Annotated in this window: 19 protein-coding genes; 12 read left to right on the forward strand and 7 right to left on the reverse strand. The window is 57.1% G+C overall.

All coding sequences use genetic code 11. From position 1 onward, the window contains the following. Positions 1-238: 238 nt before the first annotated feature. From KZZ06_RS02650 to KZZ06_RS02680, 7 genes are all read right to left on the reverse strand, one after another. Positions 239-1,420, reverse strand: a complete 1,182-nt coding sequence (locus KZZ06_RS02650; protein ID WP_219578462.1) for an acetate/propionate family kinase — start codon at positions 1,418-1,420, stop codon at positions 239-241. Beyond that, positions 1,417-2,814 carry a bifunctional enoyl-CoA hydratase/phosphate acetyltransferase gene (locus KZZ06_RS02655; protein ID WP_219578463.1) on the reverse strand — a complete coding sequence of 466 codons (1,398 nt, stop codon included), beginning with the start codon at positions 2,812-2,814 and terminating at the stop codon, positions 1,417-1,419. Before KZZ06_RS02655 ends, KZZ06_RS02650 begins: the two co-directional genes overlap by 4 nt. Positions 2,815-2,852: 38 nt before the next feature. Continuing rightward, a complete protein-coding gene (locus tag KZZ06_RS02660) occupies positions 2,853-4,556 on the reverse strand; it encodes an alpha/beta hydrolase (protein ID WP_306664290.1) in 1,704 nt (567 codons plus the stop codon). Positions 4,557-4,783: 227 nt separating this feature from the next. Next, positions 4,784-6,646, reverse strand: coding sequence for a heavy metal translocating P-type ATPase (locus KZZ06_RS02665; protein WP_219578465.1), 1,863 nt, complete (start codon positions 6,644-6,646; stop codon positions 4,784-4,786). 130 nt (positions 6,647-6,776) lie between these two features. After that, positions 6,777-7,394: a hypothetical protein gene (locus tag KZZ06_RS02670; RefSeq protein ID WP_219578466.1), complete on the reverse strand. Its 618-nt coding sequence runs from the start codon at positions 7,392-7,394 to the stop codon at positions 6,777-6,779. 77 nt (positions 7,395-7,471) lie between these two features. Further along, positions 7,472-8,062, reverse strand: a complete 591-nt coding sequence (locus KZZ06_RS02675; protein WP_219578467.1) for an HdeD family acid-resistance protein — start codon at positions 8,060-8,062, stop codon at positions 7,472-7,474. A gap of 1,317 nt (positions 8,063-9,379) precedes the next feature. After that, positions 9,380-10,216 (reverse strand): universal stress protein, encoded by an 837-nt coding sequence (locus KZZ06_RS02680; protein ID WP_257884164.1) that lies wholly within the window; start codon positions 10,214-10,216, stop codon positions 9,380-9,382. A 140-nt stretch (positions 10,217-10,356) separates the two neighbouring features. Here KZZ06_RS02680 and KZZ06_RS02685 point away from each other — a divergent pair, with 140 nt between their 5' ends. The 12 genes from KZZ06_RS02685 to KZZ06_RS02740 all read left to right on the forward strand — a co-directional run bounded on the left by KZZ06_RS02685 (position 10,357) and on the right by KZZ06_RS02740 (position 20,095). Beyond that, positions 10,357-11,307 (forward strand): DnaJ C-terminal domain-containing protein, encoded by a 951-nt coding sequence (locus KZZ06_RS02685; RefSeq protein WP_257884165.1) that lies wholly within the window; start codon positions 10,357-10,359, stop codon positions 11,305-11,307. 1 nt (position 11,308) lies between these two features. Beyond that, entirely contained in the window at positions 11,309-11,608 is a 300-nt protein-coding gene (locus KZZ06_RS02690) for a chaperone modulator CbpM (protein ID WP_219578469.1), read from the forward strand. Between the two features lie 122 nt (positions 11,609-11,730). Next, positions 11,731-12,582, forward strand: a complete 852-nt coding sequence (locus tag KZZ06_RS02695) for an NAD(P)H-hydrate dehydratase (protein WP_219578470.1) — start codon at positions 11,731-11,733, stop codon at positions 12,580-12,582. 61 nt (positions 12,583-12,643) lie between these two features. Beyond that, complete coding sequence (locus KZZ06_RS02700) at positions 12,644-13,114, forward strand: Crp/Fnr family transcriptional regulator (protein ID WP_219578471.1); 471 nt, start codon at positions 12,644-12,646, stop codon at positions 13,112-13,114. A gap of 25 nt (positions 13,115-13,139) precedes the next feature. After that, complete coding sequence (locus tag KZZ06_RS02705) at positions 13,140-13,352, forward strand: DUF2892 domain-containing protein (protein WP_219578472.1); 213 nt, start codon at positions 13,140-13,142, stop codon at positions 13,350-13,352. 71 nt (positions 13,353-13,423) lie between these two features. After that, complete coding sequence (locus KZZ06_RS02710; RefSeq protein ID WP_219578473.1) at positions 13,424-13,747, forward strand: TraR/DksA family transcriptional regulator; 324 nt, start codon at positions 13,424-13,426, stop codon at positions 13,745-13,747. Positions 13,748-13,961: 214 nt separating this feature from the next. Continuing rightward, the gene (locus tag KZZ06_RS02715; protein WP_219578474.1) at positions 13,962-15,095 is read left to right on the forward strand and encodes an ABC transporter permease; all 1,134 of its coding nucleotides are present in this window, start codon (positions 13,962-13,964) and stop codon (positions 15,093-15,095) included. Beyond that, positions 15,095-15,886, forward strand: a complete 792-nt coding sequence (locus KZZ06_RS02720) for an ABC transporter ATP-binding protein (RefSeq protein ID WP_219578475.1) — start codon at positions 15,095-15,097, stop codon at positions 15,884-15,886. Before KZZ06_RS02715 ends, KZZ06_RS02720 begins: the two co-directional genes overlap by 1 nt. Further along, the gene (locus KZZ06_RS02725; protein WP_219578476.1) at positions 15,886-17,601 is read left to right on the forward strand and encodes an MlaD family protein; all 1,716 of its coding nucleotides are present in this window, start codon (positions 15,886-15,888) and stop codon (positions 17,599-17,601) included. The genes KZZ06_RS02720 and KZZ06_RS02725 overlap by 1 nt, the downstream gene beginning before the upstream one ends. A gap of 4 nt (positions 17,602-17,605) precedes the next feature. Then, a complete protein-coding gene (locus tag KZZ06_RS02730) occupies positions 17,606-18,217 on the forward strand; it encodes an ABC-type transport auxiliary lipoprotein family protein (protein WP_219578477.1) in 612 nt (203 codons plus the stop codon). 133 nt (positions 18,218-18,350) lie between these two features. Continuing rightward, positions 18,351-18,929, forward strand: a complete 579-nt coding sequence (locus KZZ06_RS02735) for a hypothetical protein (RefSeq protein ID WP_219578478.1) — start codon at positions 18,351-18,353, stop codon at positions 18,927-18,929. 194 nt (positions 18,930-19,123) lie between these two features. Beyond that, complete coding sequence (locus tag KZZ06_RS02740) at positions 19,124-20,095, forward strand: hypothetical protein (protein ID WP_219578479.1); 972 nt, start codon at positions 19,124-19,126, stop codon at positions 20,093-20,095. Positions 20,096-20,177 lie beyond the last annotated feature (82 nt).

A 20,177-nucleotide genomic window follows, 5' to 3' on the forward strand; every position in this document is an offset into this window, starting at 1 on the left:
CCGGCCAGCCAGTAGGGGCTGCGCGCACTCATCAGGGTCGCTTACCCCCTTGAGCGCCTTTGTTGCTTTTAGCATGCTGCCGTCCTCCTCGCTTAGCCGTAGCTCCCTTGTTAGTTACGTTTTTCTAAACCGGGTTGATGAAGATCAATGCGGCGAGGCTTACCAGAGATCGAGGCATGAAATGTGTTCTGCGCGGCAGACTTAGGGGCGCGGAAGGGGGCGTTTGCGGTGGGTGCGATCAGAACGCAAAGCTGCGGCAGGCGTTTGCCACGGTCAGTTCCTCGTTCGTGGGCAAAACAAGGGTTTTGACCCGACTGTCCGCCGCATCTATCCGTGTGGCATTGGCAGCGTTCGCCCCGGCGTCCAGCTTGACCCCCAGCCATGCAAGACGGTCACATATCCCTTGGCGGATCAGGGCGGAATTTTCGCCGATACCGGCAGTGAACACCAATGCGTCCAGCCCGCCAATTGAGGGCAAAAGACCCGCCAAAGTGCTGGCCGCGCGATAACAGAAAAGCGCAATGGCATCCGCTGCGTGCGGATCGGCGCTGTCTTGCAGCACCTGAACGTCATTGCTGATGCCAGAGACCCCCAAGAGGCCGGATTTATTGTACAGCAGGTCTTGGATTTCAGGGGCGTCCATCGCTTTGGCCTGCATCAGGTATAACACGACGCCGGGGTCCAGCGCGCCACAGCGGGTGCCCATCATCAGGCCATCCAGCGCGGTGAACCCCATGCTGGTCGCCCTGCTTTTGCGGCCCTTCATGGCACAGATGCTGGCCCCGTTGCCAAGATGTGCGACCATCACACGGCCCTCGGCCTCTGGGCCTAGGTGATCGGGCAGGACGCTGGCGATATAGTCATAGGAAAGACCGTGAAACCCGTAGCGCAGGATACCTTCGTCGGTCAGGTCGCGGGGCAGGGCAAAGGCCTGTGCAAGCGGGTCCTGCGTGCGGTGAAAACTGGTGTCGAAACAGGCGATTTGGGGCAGGTCGGGCTGCCAATGCGCCACCGCGTGGATGGCGGCGATGTTATGGGGCTGGTGCAACGGGGCAAGCGGCGACAGGGTCTGAAGCTGTTGCAGCACCGCGTCGGAAATGCGTGTCGGCTTGGTGAAATTCTGCCCGCCGTGCACGACCCTGTGCCCAACAGCGACAAGCGAGCCAAAGCTTTGGTGGTTTTCCAACCACGGAAGAAGCATCGCGATCACTTGTTCGTGGCTCGCAGAGGCATCCAGCGTTTCCGGCAAGTCTGCGCCAAGGGCGCGGCCTTGGCTGTCGCGTGCGTAAAACACCGCGTTTTCCCCGATCCCGGTGATCTTGCCGCTGATCATAGGCACAGCTGACGTTGTATCCCGTTCAAAGACCGCGAATTTCAGGCTTGATGATCCGGCGTTCAGTGTCAGGAAAACCCCGCTCATGGGGTGGGGCCGGTGTTCGTGCTATGGGCAAATATTTGCGCCATCGCCGCAGACGCGATGCGTGACAATACGCCATCGGCCCGGCTGGTCAGCACGATTGGAACACGTGCCCCCAATACGACCCCGCCCGCATCTGCCCCGGCAAGATAGATCAACTGTTTTGCAATCATGTTGCCCGATTCAAGGTCGGGCACGATCAGGATATCCGCTTGCCCCGCCACGTCCGATACGATCCCTTTGGCATCGGCGGCGGCTTTTGAAATGGCGTTATCAAACGCAAGCGGCCCATCAAGCAGCCCGCCGGTAATCTGGCCGCGATCCGCCATCTTGCACAAGGCCGCGGCATCGACCGTCGAAGGAAGGTTGGAGGTCACAGTCTCTACCGCTGACAGCAGCGCCACCTTGGGCAGATCGATACCTAGGGCTTTGGCAAGGTCGATGGCATTTTGCACGATGTCGCGTTTGGCAGGCAGATCCGGGAACGTATTGATTGCGGCATCACTGATCAGCAAAAGCTTGGGGTAGGTCGGCACATCCAGCGCGAAAATATGGCTCATCCGGCGTTCAGTGCGCAATCCGGTCGCTTTGTCCAAGGCGGGTCTTAGCAATTCATCGGTGTGGATTTTGCCTTTCATCAACATATTGACCGTGCCCGCGCGGGCCAGTGCGACGGCCTGTTCGGCGGCGGCATGGCTGTGGGGCACGTCAATGATTTCAACGCCGGACAGATCGCAGCCCGCATCTTGTGCTGCCGCTTCGATTTTTGCGCGTGGTCCGACCAGAACCGGAACGATGATGCCCTTTTCACCTGCCTCAAGCGCGCCGTTCAAAGACGCGGCATCACAGGGGTGAACGACGGCAGTCGGCACCGCTGCCAAGGACGATGTCGCGCTAATCAGTTTCTCGAACCGGCTACCGCGCTCGTGCAGATGCACCTCGGGCAACACCACGCGGGGGCGGCGGACTTTGGCAGTGGGGGCCACGACCAGCGCCTCCCCCTCGATGACGGTTTCGCCCTTTTGGTTCGTGCACAGGCAGTCCAGGGTGACATGATTGTGCTTTGCGTTTTTCTCGGTGACCGTGACACGGATCGTCACAGTATCGCCCAGCCCGACGGCCTGCAGGAATTTCAAATTCTGGTTCAGATAGATCGTTCCCGGCCCGGGCAGTTCCGTGCCCAACACCGCAGAGATCAGCGCGCCGCCCCACATCCCATGCGCAATCACTTTGTGGAACATGTCCGAATGGGCGTATTCCTGATCCACATGCGCGGGGTTCACATCGCCGGACATGACCGCAAACAGTTCGATATCTGCGGGCTTAAGCGTGCGGGTCAGTTCCGCGCTTTCGCCGACTTTGATTTCGTCGAATGTTCGGTTCTCAATGAATTGCATCAGATCGCGCCTTTCAGGGCTGTCATAAACATCGGTGATTACTCCTGAAAAATATAGGTGCCGGGCGCATCACAGAGCGGCGCGTATTTGTCTTCTTTGGTGCCCATCGGGGGCGGGGCGACCGGTGCGCCGGATTTGTCTTCCAACCACGAAACAAGGGCAGGCCACCAAGATCCGTCAACGACGTCGGCGTCGGCAAACCAGCGGTCGGGGTCGTGATAGGGTGCATCCTTGTGCTTGGCGCGCATGCGATAGTGGCGATGGGGGTGGCCGGGTTCGGACACGATACCCGCGTTATGCCCGCCATTTGTCAAAACAAAGCTGACATCGGTGTCGGACAAAAGATTGAACTTATAAACCGAATGCCACGGGGCCACATGATCGCGTTCAGTGCCCACCATAAAGACGGGTGCGCGGATATCGGTGATCGCAACCGGTTCGCCGGCCACCAGAAAACGCCCTTCGGCAAGGTCGTTGTTCAAAAACAGCTGCCGCAGGTATTGCGAATGCATCTTGTAGGGCATGCGCGTCGCGTCTGCGTTCCACGCCATCAGGTCGTTCATCTCGGACCGGCCGCCCATCAGGTAGTCGTGAATAACCCGCGACCAAACCAGATCATTCGACCGCAAAAGCTGGAATGCGCCGGCCATCTGTTTGGTATCAAGATAGCCCTTATCCCACATCATATCATCAAGATAGGCAAGCTGGCTGTCGTTGATGAACAGCGTCAATTCGCCCGCTTGCGTGAAATCAACCTGTGCCGCTAAAAGCGTCAGGCTTTTTAGCCGCGTATCATTGTCGCGCGCCATCGCGGCTGCGGCGATCGACAACAACGTACCGCCCAGACAATAGCCCACCGCGTGAATGTGCTGGCCGCCGGTGATTGTATCGACCGCGTTAACCGCATCCATCACCCCGCTGGAAAGGTAATCATCCATGCCCAGATCGCGGTCATCGCCATCGGGGTTCTTCCACGAGATCATGAACACGGTGAACCCCTGCGCCGTCAGATACCGGACAAAGGAATTTTCCGCGCTTAGATCAAGAATGTAATATTTCATGATCCACGCAGGGACGATAAGAATGGGCTCGGGCCGGACCTTGTCCGTCGTAGGGGCGTATTGGATCAGTTCGATCAGCCGGTTGCGGTACACGACCTTGCCGGGGGTCGTCGCCAAATTCCCGCCGACTTGAAATTCCTCAAGGCCGACGGGCTTTTCGCCGGTATTCGCCCGCGCTGCGTCCTCAAGGAAATTCTGCCAGCCGCGCACCAGGTTCATGCCGCCTTCGCTTGCAGTTTTGGCCAATACCTCGGGGTTGGTAAGCGCAAAGTTGGAGGGTGAATAAACGTCAAGGATCTGACGCGTTACAAAGGTCACCACGTCTTCGTGCTGGCGGGTGACGCCTGCAACACCTGTGGTCGCATTTTGCCACCATTGCTGGTTCAACAAGAACCCCTGCGAGATCATATTGAAGGGCCATTGCTGCCACGCTTCGTCTTTGAACCGCCTGTCCTGAGGCAGCGGCGTGATGCAGGTGTCGGGCGTGTTCGGATTTTTGGCACAACGGGCGGCGTGGTTCGCGAACCGCCATATTTTTTTGCCGGCTTTCTCTAACAGCTCAAGCTGCTTGCCGGGGGCCGAAGACAGATGCAACAGCCAGTCCGAATATGCGGCAGCAAGTGCAATGGGGGATATGCCACCAGTGAAACGCGCCTGAGCCGCCTTCAGCCCCTTGTCCATGGCCTGTTCCATCGTCGCATGGATATGTGAACGGTGCTCCGGTGTGGTATTGGAATACAGGTTCGGTTTTGGCGGGGGGCTGGGGCGCGTTGCTAGTGATGTTGTATCATGAAGTGAGGCTATATTTGCCATCTTCCGGCCCTTTCAAAAGCAACGCGAATGTATCATCCGGATACACCAGATCGGCCGCACGATAATTGACCTGCGTCAATCATCGGCCCGGTATTCTATCGCGCTTCGGAAATCGGCAGGTCAGTGGGGGTGATGCGCAGCGCCCGAAGGGCATTCAAGATAACGGCCACGTCGATCACCTCTTGGATCAGCGCGCCTTGGACGGGTGTCAGATAGCCGAAGGCCGCAGCAATCATGCCGATCACCGACAAGCCGATCCCCGCAACCACGCTTTGCAGGGCGATGCCACGCGACCGGCCCGCGATATCCATGCCCAGCGCCAACCGGTCAACACGGTCGATCAGCAACACCACATCTGCCGCCTCGGCCGAGGCAGCAGCACCCCGCGCACCCATGGCCACCCCCACATCGGCGGCAGCAAGGGCAGGCGCATCGTTCACACCGTCGCCAACCATCATCACCGGGCCGTTCTTGCGTTCGGTCAGCACCAGCAGCACCTTTTGCTCAGGGGTGAGGTCAGCCCGAACACCGTCTAGGTTAAGGTCTTTGGTTACATCTTTGGCCACGGCTGCCCGATCGCCCGTCGCAAGCAAAATCCGCAAAACCCCAGTCCGGCGAAGGCTGGCCAGCATGGCGGCAATACCCTCGCGAAGTGGGTCAGCCATTACGAGATGTCCAGCCATTGCGCCGTCCACGGCCACAGCAACGACAACCGAACCTGCCGCGCGCGCCAGATCGGACGTGCCTGTTGCGCCGACCTGTTGTGCCACAAACCCTTCGCCACCCACGATGACATCGCGCCCTTCAATACGACCTGAAATGCCTTCGCCGGGGGCCTCAAGCACCTTTGACGGGACGGGAAGCGCAAGGTTGCGTGCCTTTGCTGCGGCGACGATGGCCTGTGCAACCGGATGGGTCGAGGTCTGATCAAGCGCGGCGGCAAGGCCAAGTATGTCATCCTCGGAAATGTCAGTATGGGTTTGGATGGAAACGATCCGGGGCCGTCCGTCGGTCAAGGTGCCGGTTTTATCCAGGATCAGCGTTTGAATGCGCGCCATCTTTTCAAGAACGCCGGACCCTTTGATCAGGACACCAAAATGCGCGGCGCGTGACAGCCCCGCGACCAGTGCCACGGGCACCGCCAAGATAAGCGGGCAGGGCGTCGCGATCACCAGCACCGCAACGGCGCGGATCGGATCGCCGGTAAACCACCATGCCGCAAAGGCGATTGCGACCGTCACAATCAGAAAGCCAAGCGACCAACGATCGGCCAACCGCGCCATCGGGGCCTTGGACCGTTGGGCTTCTTCGACAAGGCGCATAATACCGGCATAGGTGCTTTCACTGGCGCGGTGCGTCGCTGTCAGCTCGAACGGCTCGCCCGCATTGGTGGAGCCGCTCATGGCGGGTGTCCCCTGCGTCAGCCGTGCGGGCAAGGCTTCGCCGGTCAGGGCGGATGTGTCGACAAACGCCACATCAGAGGCAACCGTACCGTCAACCGCGACCGTGTCGCCCTTGCGGATCAACAGCAGGTCGCCGGGTTCGATTTCATCAAGAGGGATTTCTTCGAGGCTGCCGTTTCTATGGCGCGTCGCGGTACGGGGGACGCGGGCCAGCAGGTCGTGCATCTCGCGGCGGGCGCGGCCTTGGGCAAAGATTTCCAGAAAAGTGCCACCGGAATACATTACCGCCACAACAGCCGCTGCAAGGGTTTCACCAAAGGTGAGGGCAGCGGTCATCGACAGCGCCGCGACGATGTCCAGCCCCACGTCACCACGCGATAAGCTGCGCAAAATCTCGACCAACAGGGCGATCAGAACCGGCACCACCCCGATAATCCACAGCAACGTCGCCAGATCGCTTTTACCCGCCAGATAAAAGGCAATGCCCAAAACAAGGCCAGAAACAGCGCCAACCAGCAACGCAATCTTCACCCGGTCGTTGGTTGCTTGTTTCATATGGCTCTTTTCCTTGGTTAGGGTGATCTGCGCGGTTCGGTAAAAAACGGGGTGCCGGATTGAATATACCCCGGCACCCCGATGCGACATACCCTTATCGCGCGGCCCCGGATCAACGGGGCCTATACGTTCACGTTTTCTGGTTCTTTTTCATCGCGTCCTTGAACGCGGCTTGGGCTTTTGTGTTCGCGGCATCAAAGGCCGAACGGGATTCAGTCAAAGCGGATCGCAAAGCGGCCCATGATGCTTTGCCCGCATCGCCCATGTGTCCCAGCTTGGCCCCTGCATTCTGGGCCATCTGATCCGCTTTGGCGACGGCTGCGTCGACTTCTGCATCACGGTCTGCCTTGAATTCGGCAGCGGCCTGTCGGATACGCTCTGCGGTATCGTTCCAGGCTTTTTGCTGGGCCTCGGCTTGTGCCTTAAAGGCGTCTTCGACCGCACCCGACTTTTCGCCAACGCTTTTCCAATAGGCCTCTACGTTATCTTCGAACGCGTCCCATTCCTTTTCGAGCTTCTCGCGGGTCTCGCTCCACGCCTTTGCGTCGTCTTTGTATTCGTCCTTGAGCTTGGCCTTGAACGCATCGCGGTGTTTTTTCATGTCCTTGACCGTCTGATCCGCGTTCTTGCGGGTGTCTGCGGCGACGCCTTCGACTGTGTTCTCAACGACCTTTAGCACGGCTTCCATCTCGTCGAGGCGGCTTTTGACCCATTCGGTATAGGGTGAAATATCGTTTTTCTTGTTCATGTCACTCTCCTAGAGCATGCCTTGGAAATGATTGCGTAGAATAGAAATCCATTCTCCGAGGCGGGGTTGAAATTCTGTTAGGTGGTTTGGTCGATGTCGGTGATGTCACCAAACGCGCGGCTTACGGCGATGGGGATCATGATGAGTGTCCAGCCTGAAATGATGATGCTGATCCCGGCAAGCGTGCCCAAGGCCCAGAGTGCGGCTGACGGCATCTGCCAGATCAACACGGCACCCAAAACGGCGGTGATCAAACCGTCAAAAAGCAACCATCCCCAACCGGAAAGCGGCCGCATGCGGAACGAAAGCACGGTCTTGATGACACCTTCAGCCAGGAACATCGCGGCAAGGATGATCGTCAGGACAACGACACCTTCCAAGGGGAAGATCATCAAATACAACCCGCCGATCAGCCAAACCGCTGCGATCAAAAGGCCAAGGATGACACCGCCCCATTTGGGATAGCTGAACGCGCCAATGGTTTGGGCGATGCTTGCAATGATCAGCATGACGGCTGTCATCCACACAACGCCCAACGTGCTGATCAACGGGAATACGATCGCCGCAAAGCCCATAAGGATCATGACGACACCAAGGGCGATCATTACATTGCGGCTGCGTTTGATGCCGTCAGCGAATGGGAATTCGTCGGCAGGATTCATAGTCATGGAACATCTCCAGTGTTGTTAGTGTTGGTCGTTTCCGCAAGGCAACGAAAACGGCCATGGGGAAAACTGTGCTGCTGCGATCATGGCATATCGGTGAAGGAACAAATCTGTGTCAGGCCAGCAGCAATGCCCCACACACCTGAGAAAACGAATATACGATTCGAGACTGTAGAGATTGATGCACATCAATCATTGGGCAGGGCCGTATCAGGGGCGGAAAAATGGCGGGTGGGACAGTTGATGCCGATCAAGTCAGGCGGGGCAATGGGCGGTAGTTTGGCCGGACCTCAAGCAAAGGAAAAACCATGTCCAACGCAAATTCACGTCCGCCTGCTGACAAGCCTTTCAAAGAAGTACCCCCGCTGAACGATCCCAAACCCGCTTCAGAGCCCCCGCAGCCAACCGGCCCGCAGGACCCAAAGCAGAACCCGGCCCCGTCAGAGGTACCGCAGCCAGATACAGCGCCCGAGGATCCGGCATATGATCCTTTTGATAACGGGAACTTTCCTGTTTAGATTTTGAAACCCATCAGTTCGAAAACCTGTAGAGAATAGAAAACGGGCCGCTGTTATTCGGAGCCATTCCGAGTTGTAGGACACGGGCGGCAGGAAACTGTCGCCCGATTTCCGTTGGGGTGCCCGTAAGTCGCGTTCATCGGCAATGCGGACTTTGCTGCCAATCAGAGGAGTCCGCGAGATTTCCACTCCATGTAGGCCAGCCAGAATCCGAATATGAAAGTTAATAAAACCAAGAAAAGCTTCGCGACTGTATGTTTCTCGAAACGTTTCTCTATCCATTCGATAAGAAAACTCAATACGACTTCCATAGCTCCCGGCACCCTTCTTGTTCCCAGCAGGGCATACAGCAAACTCAAAGAACCTGTCCAATAAGGTAATTTTGGGCTCACAGCAGGCCAACACGACTTGCGGACACCCCCTTTCCGTTTCAACTCGTCATCGACCTTGGTGTTTTGCCCACATCAGCGTGCCGCGGAACAGTCACCGTTGGTAGAGAATCCTGGCGAGGTCAGGCAAGTGAGGACGGTCGTCCCGCCGGCGGTCTCGCTTCTTGGGGTTGGCTCCGCACGTCTGGCCATTGACGAAATCAAGCGGACAAAAAATGCAGCTCGCTGCGGGAAGTTCTAACTTCCCGCCAGTTCGCTCCTGATGGCGAAAACTCCAGGCAAATTTAGGTCTGAAAAACAAGAGCCTGCCGACCTCTCGGTCGGCAGGCAGGTAGGGCGCGTGTCCTACAACTCGGAATGGCTCCCTGTTATTCAGCGGCCCGTTTATTAGGTCATTCCGTATGTGCGGCGTATTAATGTGCCAAGAACACCGGCATTTCGGTTTGTTCGATCATCGACCGTGTCGTGCCGCCCAGAACCGCCTGAACCATGCGTGCGTGCCCATACGCACCCATCACCACAAGGTCGGCCCCGAATTCCTGTGCGCGATCCTGAATGCATTTATCGATGGCCAGCTTGCCGCTTGGGTACTGCGAAACGGTGACGTTGCAGCCGTGGTGGCTGAGCCATGCGGCGACATCTGCGCCGGGATCTTGACCATCGGCTTGTTCGGTCATCAACGGGTCAATGCTGGCGATCACCACTTCTTTTGCCTCGGTCAGATAGGGCAGGGCGGCGTGCAGCGCGCTTGCCGCCGCTTCGCTGTCATCCCAAGCGACAAAAACACGGTCAACCTTATCCGCGATAGACCCGTTGATCCGCAGGCCGATTGGAGAATGGAACAAGATGCCCGATGCCGCCTCGCGTAGGAAATCAGGGTTGTCACGCAGGTTTGCGGCCAGATAGGCCTCGTCGCAGACACGCGCCACACGGGCGACAGCATGTTTTGCGTCTGTCGTGGCGCACATTGCCGATTGCACATCGCCTGACACGTTGCTTCGGGCCAGCAGGGCTTCGACTTCTTGCACGCGGTCTTGTTGCGTTTGCTGTGCCTCGGCGACCAGTTCGGTCCAGTTATCGGGGACGGTGCCCGCGCCGTAGGGCGATACATAGACCGGAAAGAACGGCGATGCGCCCAAGATCAGGCAAATCAAACGGCTGTCCTTCACGGCTGCGGCTTCTGCGGCCTCGCTGATCAGCGTGTCGGGGGTGTCGATGGTCATGACGTATAATATCGAGCGGCGCTTCATAGTGTTCTCCATTCCAAAAAATGCGCCCGGTCAACGAACTGGGGCAGTGGAGTACAAAGTAACATCGGTCGCGGACGGTAAAATGATACAGATCAAACGGTCGTTAAAATTTGCTGGCATTATGAAATCAACAGTTATCAATGGACGTTTGGCAAATGGAATTCAAAGACTACTACAAGGTGCTTGGCGTCGCGCGCGATGCAACGGCCGACGAGATCAAAAAGGCGTTCCGCAAAGGCGCGCGAAAATACCACCCCGATATCAATGCAGGTGCTGACGCCGAGGCAATGTTTAAAGATGTGAACGAAGCCTATGAGGTGTTGAAAGACCCTGAACGCCGCGCGGCCTATGATCAGTTGGGCAAAGAGCCGCCCCAAGGCCAAGGCCGCTATCAGCCTCCACCTGATTGGGACAACGGATTCGCGTTTTCCGAAGGTGGCCCGCAGGGCGACGAAGGGTTCAGCGATTTCTTTGAAACCCTTTTTCGCCGCGGGTCCGGCCCGACGGGCGGCATGAGGATGGGATCGGGCAGGGGTGCCGACAGCCACGGGCGTGTCGAGATTTCGATCGAAGATGCCTATAGCGGTGCCGATCGCATATTGAGCCTGCGATCGCCGGTTGTCGGACCAAACGGCACCGTCACCATGCAGGATCGCAAAGTATCGGTGCATGTTCCCAAAGGGGTGTCGGCAGGGCAGCATATCCGGCTGGCAGGCCAGGGGGCACCGGGGGCCAAGGCCGCGGGCGATCTGTTCCTTGAAGTCGCCTTTGCGCCGCACCCGATATACCGGCCAGAGGGGAAAGACCTTTACCTCGATTTGCCCATCGCCCCGTGGGAGGCCGCATTGGGTGGTCACGTCGTTATGCCGACGCCCGGCGGCAAGGTGGACCTGCGCATTCCCGAAAATGCGCGATCCGGTCAGAAAATGCGGCTGAAAGGCAAGGGACTGCCCGGTACACCAGCGGGCAATATCTATGCCACTTTGAAAATCGTAAATCCAAAGGTTGAAACAGAAGAGGCGCGCGCGTTCTTCGAGAAAATGGCCAAAGACTTGGCCTTTGATCCGCGGGCCGGTCTTGGAGGGAAATGAAATGAAAAAGACAACGATGAATAGTGATGTTCTGGATGCCCTGTCGTTACCTGACCTGTGCAGATTTTGTCAGGCAGATGAAACATGGGTGATCGAACTGGTCGAACACGGGGTGATTGACCCCATGGGCAGCACCAGCGGGAATTGGCGGTTTGTGGGGGCCAGCATTGCCCGCGCCAAGAAAGCCAGACGGCTTAACCGTGATCTTGGCATCAATATTGCCGGGGTCGCTTTGGTGCTGGATCTGCTGGAAGAACGCGACGCGATGATGCGCCGTCTTGCACGCTACGAGACAATTTGATTGATATTGCGCGCGGGTGACACCGCGCCTGCGTGCGCTATCTAGGTATTTGGTCGCCGGGCAACTGCTTGGGCGACCGTTGCCGCAAGACCGATCACTTCAAAGCCAGACGAAAGCCGTGCATGACCCCCTTAGAAGACCAAACTCCCGTTTTTGAAATGACCGATGTCCATTGGCAATCGCTTGGGAAATCGGGGGCAGGGCACAAGCACCGCTATGGTCACGCCGTTGTCGTTTCCGGCCCCTTCGGCCAAGGCGGTGCTGCGCGTTTGGCGGCGCGAGGGGCGTTGCGGATCGGTGCGGGGCTGGTCAGTGTCGTGTGTCGGGCGGATGCGGTGGCCGAACATGCCGCCCAATTGAATGCGATTATGGTCAAACCCTATGCCGATGATACCGATTTTCTGGATCACCTCACTGCGATCAAGCCTCAAGCCATCTGCATCGGTCCGAACCTGGGGCTTTCATCTGCCAGTAAAACGCAGCTTGGGCAGGCGCTGACGCTGGGGCTTCCGATGTGTATTGACGCCGATGCGATTACCCATCTGTCAGACCGCTCTGAACCGCTGCCCGAGGTCGCAAACCGTCAAAGCGTTATGACGCCACACGAGGGCGAATTGCGCCGTTTCATTCCCGAGGTATTCACCGAAACATCCTGCCGCGTGACCCTTGCCCGCCGTGCCGCCGACAAAGCCGGATGTGTGGTGTTGTTCAAAGGGCCGGATACCGTCATCGCGGGGCCGGATCATGCGCCCATGATCGTGTCATCCAAGACCTTTCAACACGCCAGCTGGTTGGCAACTGCGGGATCAGGGGATGTGTTGGCTGGATTTATCACCGGCCTGCTGGCCCGTGGTTTTGACGGGTTCGACGCTGCCTGCCTAGCCGCCGAGCTGCATTTTCGCTGCGCAGAGGCATTTGGCCCCGGTCTGATTGCAGAAGATATTCCCGAAATGCTGCCAAAGGTTCTGCGTTGACCTAAATCAAATCCGCCTGTGCGTCGCTGGTCTAGGATGCTTGAAACACAGGTGACAAGTTATGTTGATAACACACGATTGGCGCGCGGCATTCCCGGATTTGGCTGGTATATCTGACCATGTGTCGGGCCAGCTTGATAAACACGCCCGGTTCATACGCAAGCCCAGCGGGGCGGTGATTTCCAGCGCAGATACTGCGGCTGAAAGCCTGCTACTGGTGGTTGCTGGCACTCTGAGGGTGCAACAGCGTTCTGCGGGTGGCCGAGACAAGGTTTTGTATCACATTCAGTCCGGCGAAAGCTGTTTTTTGACGTCGGCATGTTTGCTGGCATATCGCGGCGCTTCTGCACAGGCTGTCGCAGAAACCGATGTCGAGGCGGTGTTGATCCCTCGCAGTGTATTTGACGCGTTGATGTTGGAATCCAAAGAATTCCGCGCCTTTGTTTTCGCGTCATATTCCAGCCGAATGACAGACCTGTTGATGAAGGAAGACGCGTTTTCCGGCAGGGATCGCAATACGCCTATCCACTAAAACAAACCTGAAAATGGAGAATGAGATGAACGCCAATCTTGGAACAGTAGACCGCGTAATAAGAATTGTCCTTGGCCTTGCCCTGATCGTGGCACCGCTTTTGAACATACCCGTCGTTTGGACCAACAGCATCCTTTCATACGGCAGCATCGCCGTCGGTCTTGTTCTGGTCGCAACCGGGTTTTTCCGGTTCTGCCCGGTGTACCGGATCTTGGGCGTCTCGACCTGCAAGCTATAGCAGGCAGTGACGTCGGCCACATTAATCGCACCTCTCAAGGGGGGTGATCACAATCTGACTGAGGATAAATTATGCTAGACCAATCCCACTACGCCCGCTTGATCAATGCGCGCTTGCAAGAACTAGATGCCAGAATGCACGAGGTCGACCACGAGCTGGGCGAACCCAAGTCGGCGGATATGAACGAGCAATCTATCGACCTGGAAGACGACGAGGTCTTGGAGGGTATCGGCCTGGCGGCACAAAAGGAAATTGGGCTGCTCAATCTCGCGTTGGAGCGGATCAAAGATGGCAGCTATGGCATCTGTAAAAAATGCGGAGAGCCGATTTCAGAGGCCCGGTTGGCCGCTGTTCTCTATGCGCCGCTGTGCAAAAGCTGCGCAACTAACGGCTAACGGTGCCGCGCGCGTTTACAGACGCAATTGCATCGGCCTATGCTGCGGTACAGATAGGTTAACGGGCCGTTTTCGAAGAAGGGTAACAAGAGCAGATGCTGAGTGGTTTTCTTGCACAGTCATTTGCTTTTGCGTGCCTTTTTTCTGATCAATTCTCAGGGAACATCCGCGGCAGCGATGGCGTCCAGTATCACATCGCTTTATGGTTGTTGGCATGACTGAACCCATTGCCGTACCTGCGAAAACGATCCGTAGCTCGATCTCCGAGGGGACACTGACCCTTTCGGGGCGGTTGCTGATCGACACGTTGCTCCAGCTAAAGGGCAGCACGGCAGGCACGACGCTGGAAACGGTTCATTGCATCGATATTACGGATCTGTCCCAGATGGATACCGCTGGCGCATGGTTTCTTCTTGATCATAAGAAACGGGCGTCACAGCACAATATTTCACTTGAGATCAAAGGCGCGTCGCATGAGCAGGCGCAATTGATCGCGACGGTCGAAAAAAACATGCCGCCAGATGATCTGGAACCGGCAAAACCTTTGACGATCGCAGACCGCTTTGAGACCTATGGCCGAAAGGTGATGCGCGCATTGCGTATGACAGTCGAACTGATCTCGTTTCTGGGGCAGGTCATCGCAACATTGGGCGGCATCGTCCGACACCCCAGTCGGTTGCGCCTGACATCGGTGGTGCATCACTGTCAGGAAATCGGCGTGAGCGCGGTGCCAATCGTGGCGTTGATGGCGTTTCTGATCGGTGTGGTGTTGGCATTTCAGGGATCGGCCCAGTTGCGCCAGTTCGGGGCCGAGGTGTTCGTCGTTGATCTGATCGCCATTTCGATCCTACGCGAACTTGGCATTCTGTTAACCTCGATCATCGTGGCGGGCCGGTCCGGGTCGGCGTTCACGGCGTCGATCGGTTCGATGAAAATGCGCGAAGAGATCGACGCCATGCGCACGCTTGGCCTTGATCCGGTGACCATTCTTGTGGTGCCGCGCGTGCTGGCGTTGATATTGATGCTGCCGGCATTGGGGTTCATCGCAGACATTTCCGGCCTGATCGGTGGCGCGATGATGTCATGGATCGAGCTGGGCGTTTCGCCTGCGGTTTTCCAGACGCGGCTGGTGAACAACACGGACGTCTGGCATTTTAATGTCGGCATGATCAAAGCGCCGTTTTTTGCGCTGATTATCGGTATTATCGGCTGTTACCAAGGCATGAAAGTCGGCGGCGACGCTGAATCGCTAGGGCGGCTGACGTCGGCTTCGGTGGTGCTTTCGATCTTTATGGTTATCGTGATGGACGCGTTGTTTTCGGTCTTTTTCGCCGTGGTGGATGTATAATGGAACCTGTGAGCGATCCGATTATCAGCGTGCGGGGTCTGGTGACGCGGTTCGGTACGCATACGGTCCATAACGGTCTGGACCTTGACGTGAAACGCGGCGAGATCATCGGTGTGGTGGGCGGGTCCGGTACGGGTAAATCTGTGCTGCTGCGCGCGATTGTCGGGTTGCTTGAACCCAACGCGGGCCAGATCGAGGTTTTCGGCCAAAGCGTGCGATCAACCTCTGACGCTGAGTTCCGGGCGTTGCGGCGTCGGTGGGGGGTGATGTTTCAGGACGGGGCTTTGTTCTCGTCTCTGACTGTGCGCCAAAACGTCGAGGCACCAATGCGCGAACAGTTGGCATTGCCGGACGATGTGCGTGAAACCTTGGCCGGTATCAAGGTTCGCATGGTCGGATTGCCGGAAAATGCGATGGCGAAATATCCATCAGAACTGTCTGGCGGGATGCGCAAACGCGCGGGTTTTGCGCGGGCCATCGCGATGGATCCGGAAATCGTGTTTCTGGATGAACCCACGGCAGGGCTTGACCCGATTGGGGCGGCGGCCTTTGATATCTTGATCAAACAATTGCAGGCTTCGCTTGGGCTTACCGTGTTTTTGGTGACACATGATCTGGACAGTTTGCATGCGATCTGTGACCGCATTGCTGTATTGGCTGATGAAAAAGTACTGGCCGTAGGAACAATGGAAGAAATGATGCAAGTCGATCACCCGTGGGTCCACGAGTATTTCCACGGTCCCCGCGCGCGGGCCGCTTTGTCTTCTGCCCAGAAAGAAGGGGCACACTGATGGAAACCCGCGCGAATTATATCTTGATCGGGGTTTTTACCCTGCTGTCCATTCTGGGCACCTTGGCGTTTTTCATCTGGCTGGCCAGCGTTCAGATCAACAAGCAGTATCAAACCTACGGCATCCTGTTCGAAAACGTGTCGGGGCTGGATGCTTCGGGCGATGTTTCGTTCAATGGTATCTCGGTTGGCAAGGTCGTCGGTTTGGAGATCGCGGAACAGGACCCGTCCAAGGTTTTCACAACAATCGAGATCGAGGCGAGCGTGCCAATCCGTTCTGATACCGTGGCGCAACTGCAATCGCAGGGGGTCACGGGGGTGTCTTATATCTCGCTTTCGGGGGGCACGCCCACGGCCCCGCCGCTGGTTGCCAACGCCGATGGCTGGATGATGATCCCCTCGCGGCGATCAACCGTGCAAACACTGGTCGAAGACGCGCCTGATATCTTGGTCGAGGCGAAAAAACTGCTTGAGCAGTTTCAGGCCCTCGCTGGCCCCGAAAACCAAGAACACGTGACCAACATCCTACGCAATATCGACACCTCATCGGGCCGTCTGGATGAGGCATTAAGCGACTTTTCAGAAATTACCGGCACGGTTCGCGATGCGACTGACCAGATTACGCAGTTTACTAGCCGGTTGGATACAATCGGCGCTGCGGTGACCACGACCCTTGAACAAGCCGACAGCACGTTTGAAGCGGCCACAGTTGCGTTCGGAACAGCAGATAAAGCGCTGACAGATTCATTGGGTGCAATCGACAGCGTCAAGGGAACCTTCGATCAAGCCAAAACCATTCTGACCCAGCAGGTTCCAGACATTCTGGCGCAGGTATCCGAGGCGACGGCGCGGGCGAATGCAGCGATTGTTGATGTGCAGCAACGCACGGACACAACGCTGGACGGGTTCACGCAAACAGCCGCGCTGTTGAACGCCCGCCTTGTCGAGCTTGAGACAACGCTGGCCGGCGCCAACACCGCCTTTGCCGCCGTGACCGATGCCTCGGACAGTTTTGACCATCTGGTCGACGGCGATGGCACGCTGCTGGTGGCCGAGGCGCGGACGGTTCTTGCTGATGCAAAAACAGCCATCGACGGGATCAATGCAGTTATTCTGAACGATGTCCCTGCCATCACCGCAGACATTCGCAGCGGTGTTGCCACCGCGAACCAAGCCATCGCAGACGTCGCGGCAAATCTGACGGACTTTACGGGCCGGTTGGACCCCATGGCGGATGATGTGCAGCTGGCAGTCCAATCTGCCACGGCGCTGTTCACCCAAGCACAGGGTAGTTTGACCGCCTTGGAAACGACGCTTGGTGTTGCCAATGGTGCGCTTGGGTCTGCGCAAACCACCTTTGAAGCGGCGACTGTGGTGCTGGATACCGATCTGGCCCCCATGATGACAGATATCCGTACGGCGTCTGACCAGATCACCCGTGCCGTGACCGAAGTGACCGCCGATATCCCCGCCATCACATCCGAGCTGCGCGCCTTGATCGCCCGCAGCGATGCGGTGGTGCAGCAGATACAGACCGCCCTGGCAAACAGCACCCCCGGAATTGGCGATTTTGCCAACACAGGGCTGCCCGAATTTACAAGGCTCGCCACCGAGGCGCGCACGCTTATTGACACATTGGGCAGTCTTACGCGCCGCATTGAACGCGACCCGGCCCGCTTTATCTTGGACGGCCGCGTCCCTGAATACAGGAGATAGATCTATGCAAACCATGACCCGCCGCGCCGCCATCATCGGGGCGCTCTCTACGCTAAGCGGCTGTACAGCGATAACGTCTCTTAACAGCGCGGCAGCACCGTTAGACACCTATGATCTGCGCCCCGCCGCTGGATCACAAAGCGGTGGCCGCAGATCACGCACATTGCTGGTGGCCCGGCCACAAGCATCGGCAGCGCTGGCCACAGACCGGATCATGATCAAGCCCGACGCGGTATCAATCACATATCTGCCTGATGCCCGCTGGGTTGATGAATTGCCGGCTGTTCTACAATCTTTGCTGATCCGCAGCATATCCGAGACGGGCCGCATCGCATATGTCGGGCGCAGCGACGCGGGCCCCATCCCGGACAAAGCATTGCTGGTGCGCATCGACGCATTCGAGGTCAACGCCTTGGGCAACGGCACGTTTGATGTCACGGTCGACCTTGATCTCACCATGATCAATGACAGCACCCAACGTGTGGTCGCATCGCGGCGGTTCTCAAAAACGGCTCAGGTGGGATCAGATCAAGTGACTGAAATCGTTGGTGCATTTCAGGCAGTCTTGAACGATCTTTTGCCTGCAATGTCAGACTGGGCGATCGCAAGAACGTAGAAAAACCAATCGCTGGTTATGGCGCAGGGTAGGGGGCATGAACCGGGTCCTAGGGTTGATATGGATCAATGTGCCATAGGCGTACGCTGTCTAGATTGAATTCAAATTCAGTATTGCGCAGAAGGACGAACCCATGACTGTAACCACCGAACCAGACCACAAGACCACCGTCATCAAAATCCCGGAAGCTGTTGGCGTTTTCGACAGTTTCGAGGACCTTCAAAAGGCCTTTTACGATCTGCGGATGGTTGGCTTTAGCAGGTATGACATCAGCCTTCTGGGCACAGAAGAAGCCCTGAAAGAAAAACTGGGCACCACATATTGGCGATCACCCGAACTGGAAGATGACCCGAACGCGCCGCGCGCCGCATTCGTGTCCGAAGAAGCAATCGGCGAGCTTGAAGGCGGCATCGCTGGCGGGTTTTTCTTTTTAGGATCGTATGTTGCCATGGCTGCGATGCTCACGGCGGCAAGCACATTGGCGGCGTCGATTGCGGCCATCGCAATCGGGGGCGTACCTGCCGCGATCATCGGCGCGCTGCTGGCGCGCCGGGTCGGTCAACACCACAAAGAATACTATGCGACCCAAATCGAACATGGCGGGATTCTGCTGTGGGTGAGGGTGAAAGACAAAGAGCATGAAGATCTAGCGGTCAAGATTATGAAAGAACACTCGGGACGTGATGTACACGTCCACGGGTGGAGCGAATAAGCCGCTCACTGCACATGTCAGTTCTCTGCCAGTCGCCCGCTGGCGGAGATTACGTGTGATGAGATTAGGTGATAACCTGAAAAACGGCGTGCTGAGCGCCGTTTAATCCTAACGATCCCAGTTGTTTCTGTACCCCGGCGGCTTGCACGCTATGCTTGGTCAGGGTGTAAGAAGAAAGGCTAGGGGGGATGCGTTTGGACAAGCCTTCATGGATCGGCAAAATTCTCGCAGAAGAAGCGGCGAGCCAAGAGCTGACCGCGTTCCTGAGCACCAAGCCAGAGGTGCGGCATTTTACCTTAGGGGATGGCCTGAAGGTCACCGGAAAGAGCTGGGTGTTTAAAGCCGAGATTAACGGTGAAGATGTTGTTATTAAACGCTTATTTGAGGATGATGTATCGCGTGTGGTGCTCAATCTGAAAGACGAGCTGGACTTTCTCGAGCGGTCGTTTGGCGACAGCCGGTATCAGGCCAATCGGTGTCTTTACGTCTGGCCGCAAGACGGTATCGCTGTGCTGAGTTTTGCCCCCGGAAACCGGCTGGGTGACCAGATTGCAAGCACGTCAGGTGATGACCGTCGCCAGCTTATCAAGCAAAGCGGAGAATGGCTCCGCCGGTATTGTTCATTTCGTCAAAGAGACAGCCGTTTCGGACCCGCGTTCTGGGTGAAAAAGGTGTTGTCGGTTAAGACAGGTCGCATTTCGTCACCGCAGGATCGACTGCTTCTGGATTGTTTACTCGCGTCCATTCGTGCCCAAGTTGATGGGGTAAAAGGGGTGCCGGTTGTGCAGGCCGCGACCCATGGCGATTTCGTCGGGATTAATGCGCATTACCACCAAGGCACGATCTATGGCGTTGATATCCAAGGCGAAAGCTGGCTGGCCGTCGCCAAGGACGTGGCGCGTTTTCTGGTTTGGTTGCAGATTCACAATCCCGTTTCTGCGGGCGGGCATCGCTATGGCATATCCTTGGAATATATCGATGCGTTTCTGGAAAGCGGTGTGTTGAACGCCAACGAACAAACAACGACGCTGCCGTTTCTGATCGCAGAGCAATTATACGGCAGGTTTGTCGAAGGGTACGCGCGCGAAGATTTACGAGATAACACACGGGCTGCGATAGAGATGTATCTGGACGCAGCGCCGGGTGGCGACGATAAATGTCGCTAGTTAGGGCGGTTTTCAATGTGAATTAAAGGCGTATCAGTAATACTTATAATTGGTATTATGTAATATTTAGATGCGCAGAGAT

It is taken from the genome of Sulfitobacter sp. CW3, assembly GCF_019392245.1.
Taxonomy (GTDB): domain Bacteria; phylum Pseudomonadota; class Alphaproteobacteria; order Rhodobacterales; family Rhodobacteraceae; genus Sulfitobacter.

Excerpts from the sequence above, each read along its gene's own strand:
- KZZ06_RS02700 (WP_219578471.1), top strand. The coding sequence starts at position 12,644 with ATGTTGATAACACACGATTGGCGCGCGGCATTCCCGGATTTGGCTGGT.
- KZZ06_RS02675 (WP_219578467.1), bottom strand. The coding sequence starts at position 8,062 with ATGACTATGAATCCTGCCGACGAATTCCCATTCGCTGACGGCATCAAA.
- KZZ06_RS02670 (WP_219578466.1), bottom strand. The coding sequence starts at position 7,394 with ATGAACAAGAAAAACGATATTTCACCCTATACCGAATGGGTCAAAAGC.
- KZZ06_RS02730 (WP_219578477.1), top strand. The coding sequence starts at position 17,606 with ATGCAAACCATGACCCGCCGCGCCGCCATCATCGGGGCGCTCTCTACG.
- KZZ06_RS02695 (WP_219578470.1), top strand. The coding sequence starts at position 11,731 with ATGACCCCCTTAGAAGACCAAACTCCCGTTTTTGAAATGACCGATGTC.
- KZZ06_RS02735 (WP_219578478.1), top strand. The coding sequence starts at position 18,351 with ATGACTGTAACCACCGAACCAGACCACAAGACCACCGTCATCAAAATC.
- KZZ06_RS02655 (WP_219578463.1), bottom strand. The coding sequence starts at position 2,814 with ATGCAATTCATTGAGAACCGAACATTCGACGAAATCAAAGTCGGCGAA.
- KZZ06_RS02715 (WP_219578474.1), top strand. The coding sequence starts at position 13,962 with ATGACTGAACCCATTGCCGTACCTGCGAAAACGATCCGTAGCTCGATC.
- KZZ06_RS02720 (WP_219578475.1), top strand. The coding sequence starts at position 15,095 with ATGGAACCTGTGAGCGATCCGATTATCAGCGTGCGGGGTCTGGTGACG.
- KZZ06_RS02705 (WP_219578472.1), top strand. The coding sequence starts at position 13,140 with ATGAACGCCAATCTTGGAACAGTAGACCGCGTAATAAGAATTGTCCTT.
- KZZ06_RS02665 (WP_219578465.1), bottom strand. The coding sequence starts at position 6,646 with ATGAAACAAGCAACCAACGACCGGGTGAAGATTGCGTTGCTGGTTGGC.
- KZZ06_RS02690 (WP_219578469.1), top strand. The coding sequence starts at position 11,309 with ATGAAAAAGACAACGATGAATAGTGATGTTCTGGATGCCCTGTCGTTA.
- KZZ06_RS02650 (WP_219578462.1), bottom strand. The coding sequence starts at position 1,420 with ATGAGCGGGGTTTTCCTGACACTGAACGCCGGATCATCAAGCCTGAAA.
- KZZ06_RS02660 (WP_306664290.1), bottom strand. The coding sequence starts at position 4,556 with ATGGACAAGGGGCTGAAGGCGGCTCAGGCGCGTTTCACTGGTGGCATA.
- KZZ06_RS02725 (WP_219578476.1), top strand. The coding sequence starts at position 15,886 with ATGGAAACCCGCGCGAATTATATCTTGATCGGGGTTTTTACCCTGCTG.
- KZZ06_RS02685 (WP_257884165.1), top strand. The coding sequence starts at position 10,357 with ATGGACGTTTGGCAAATGGAATTCAAAGACTACTACAAGGTGCTTGGC.
- KZZ06_RS02680 (WP_257884164.1), bottom strand. The coding sequence starts at position 10,216 with ATGAAGCGCCGCTCGATATTATACGTCATGACCATCGACACCCCCGAC.
- KZZ06_RS02710 (WP_219578473.1), top strand. The coding sequence starts at position 13,424 with ATGCTAGACCAATCCCACTACGCCCGCTTGATCAATGCGCGCTTGCAA.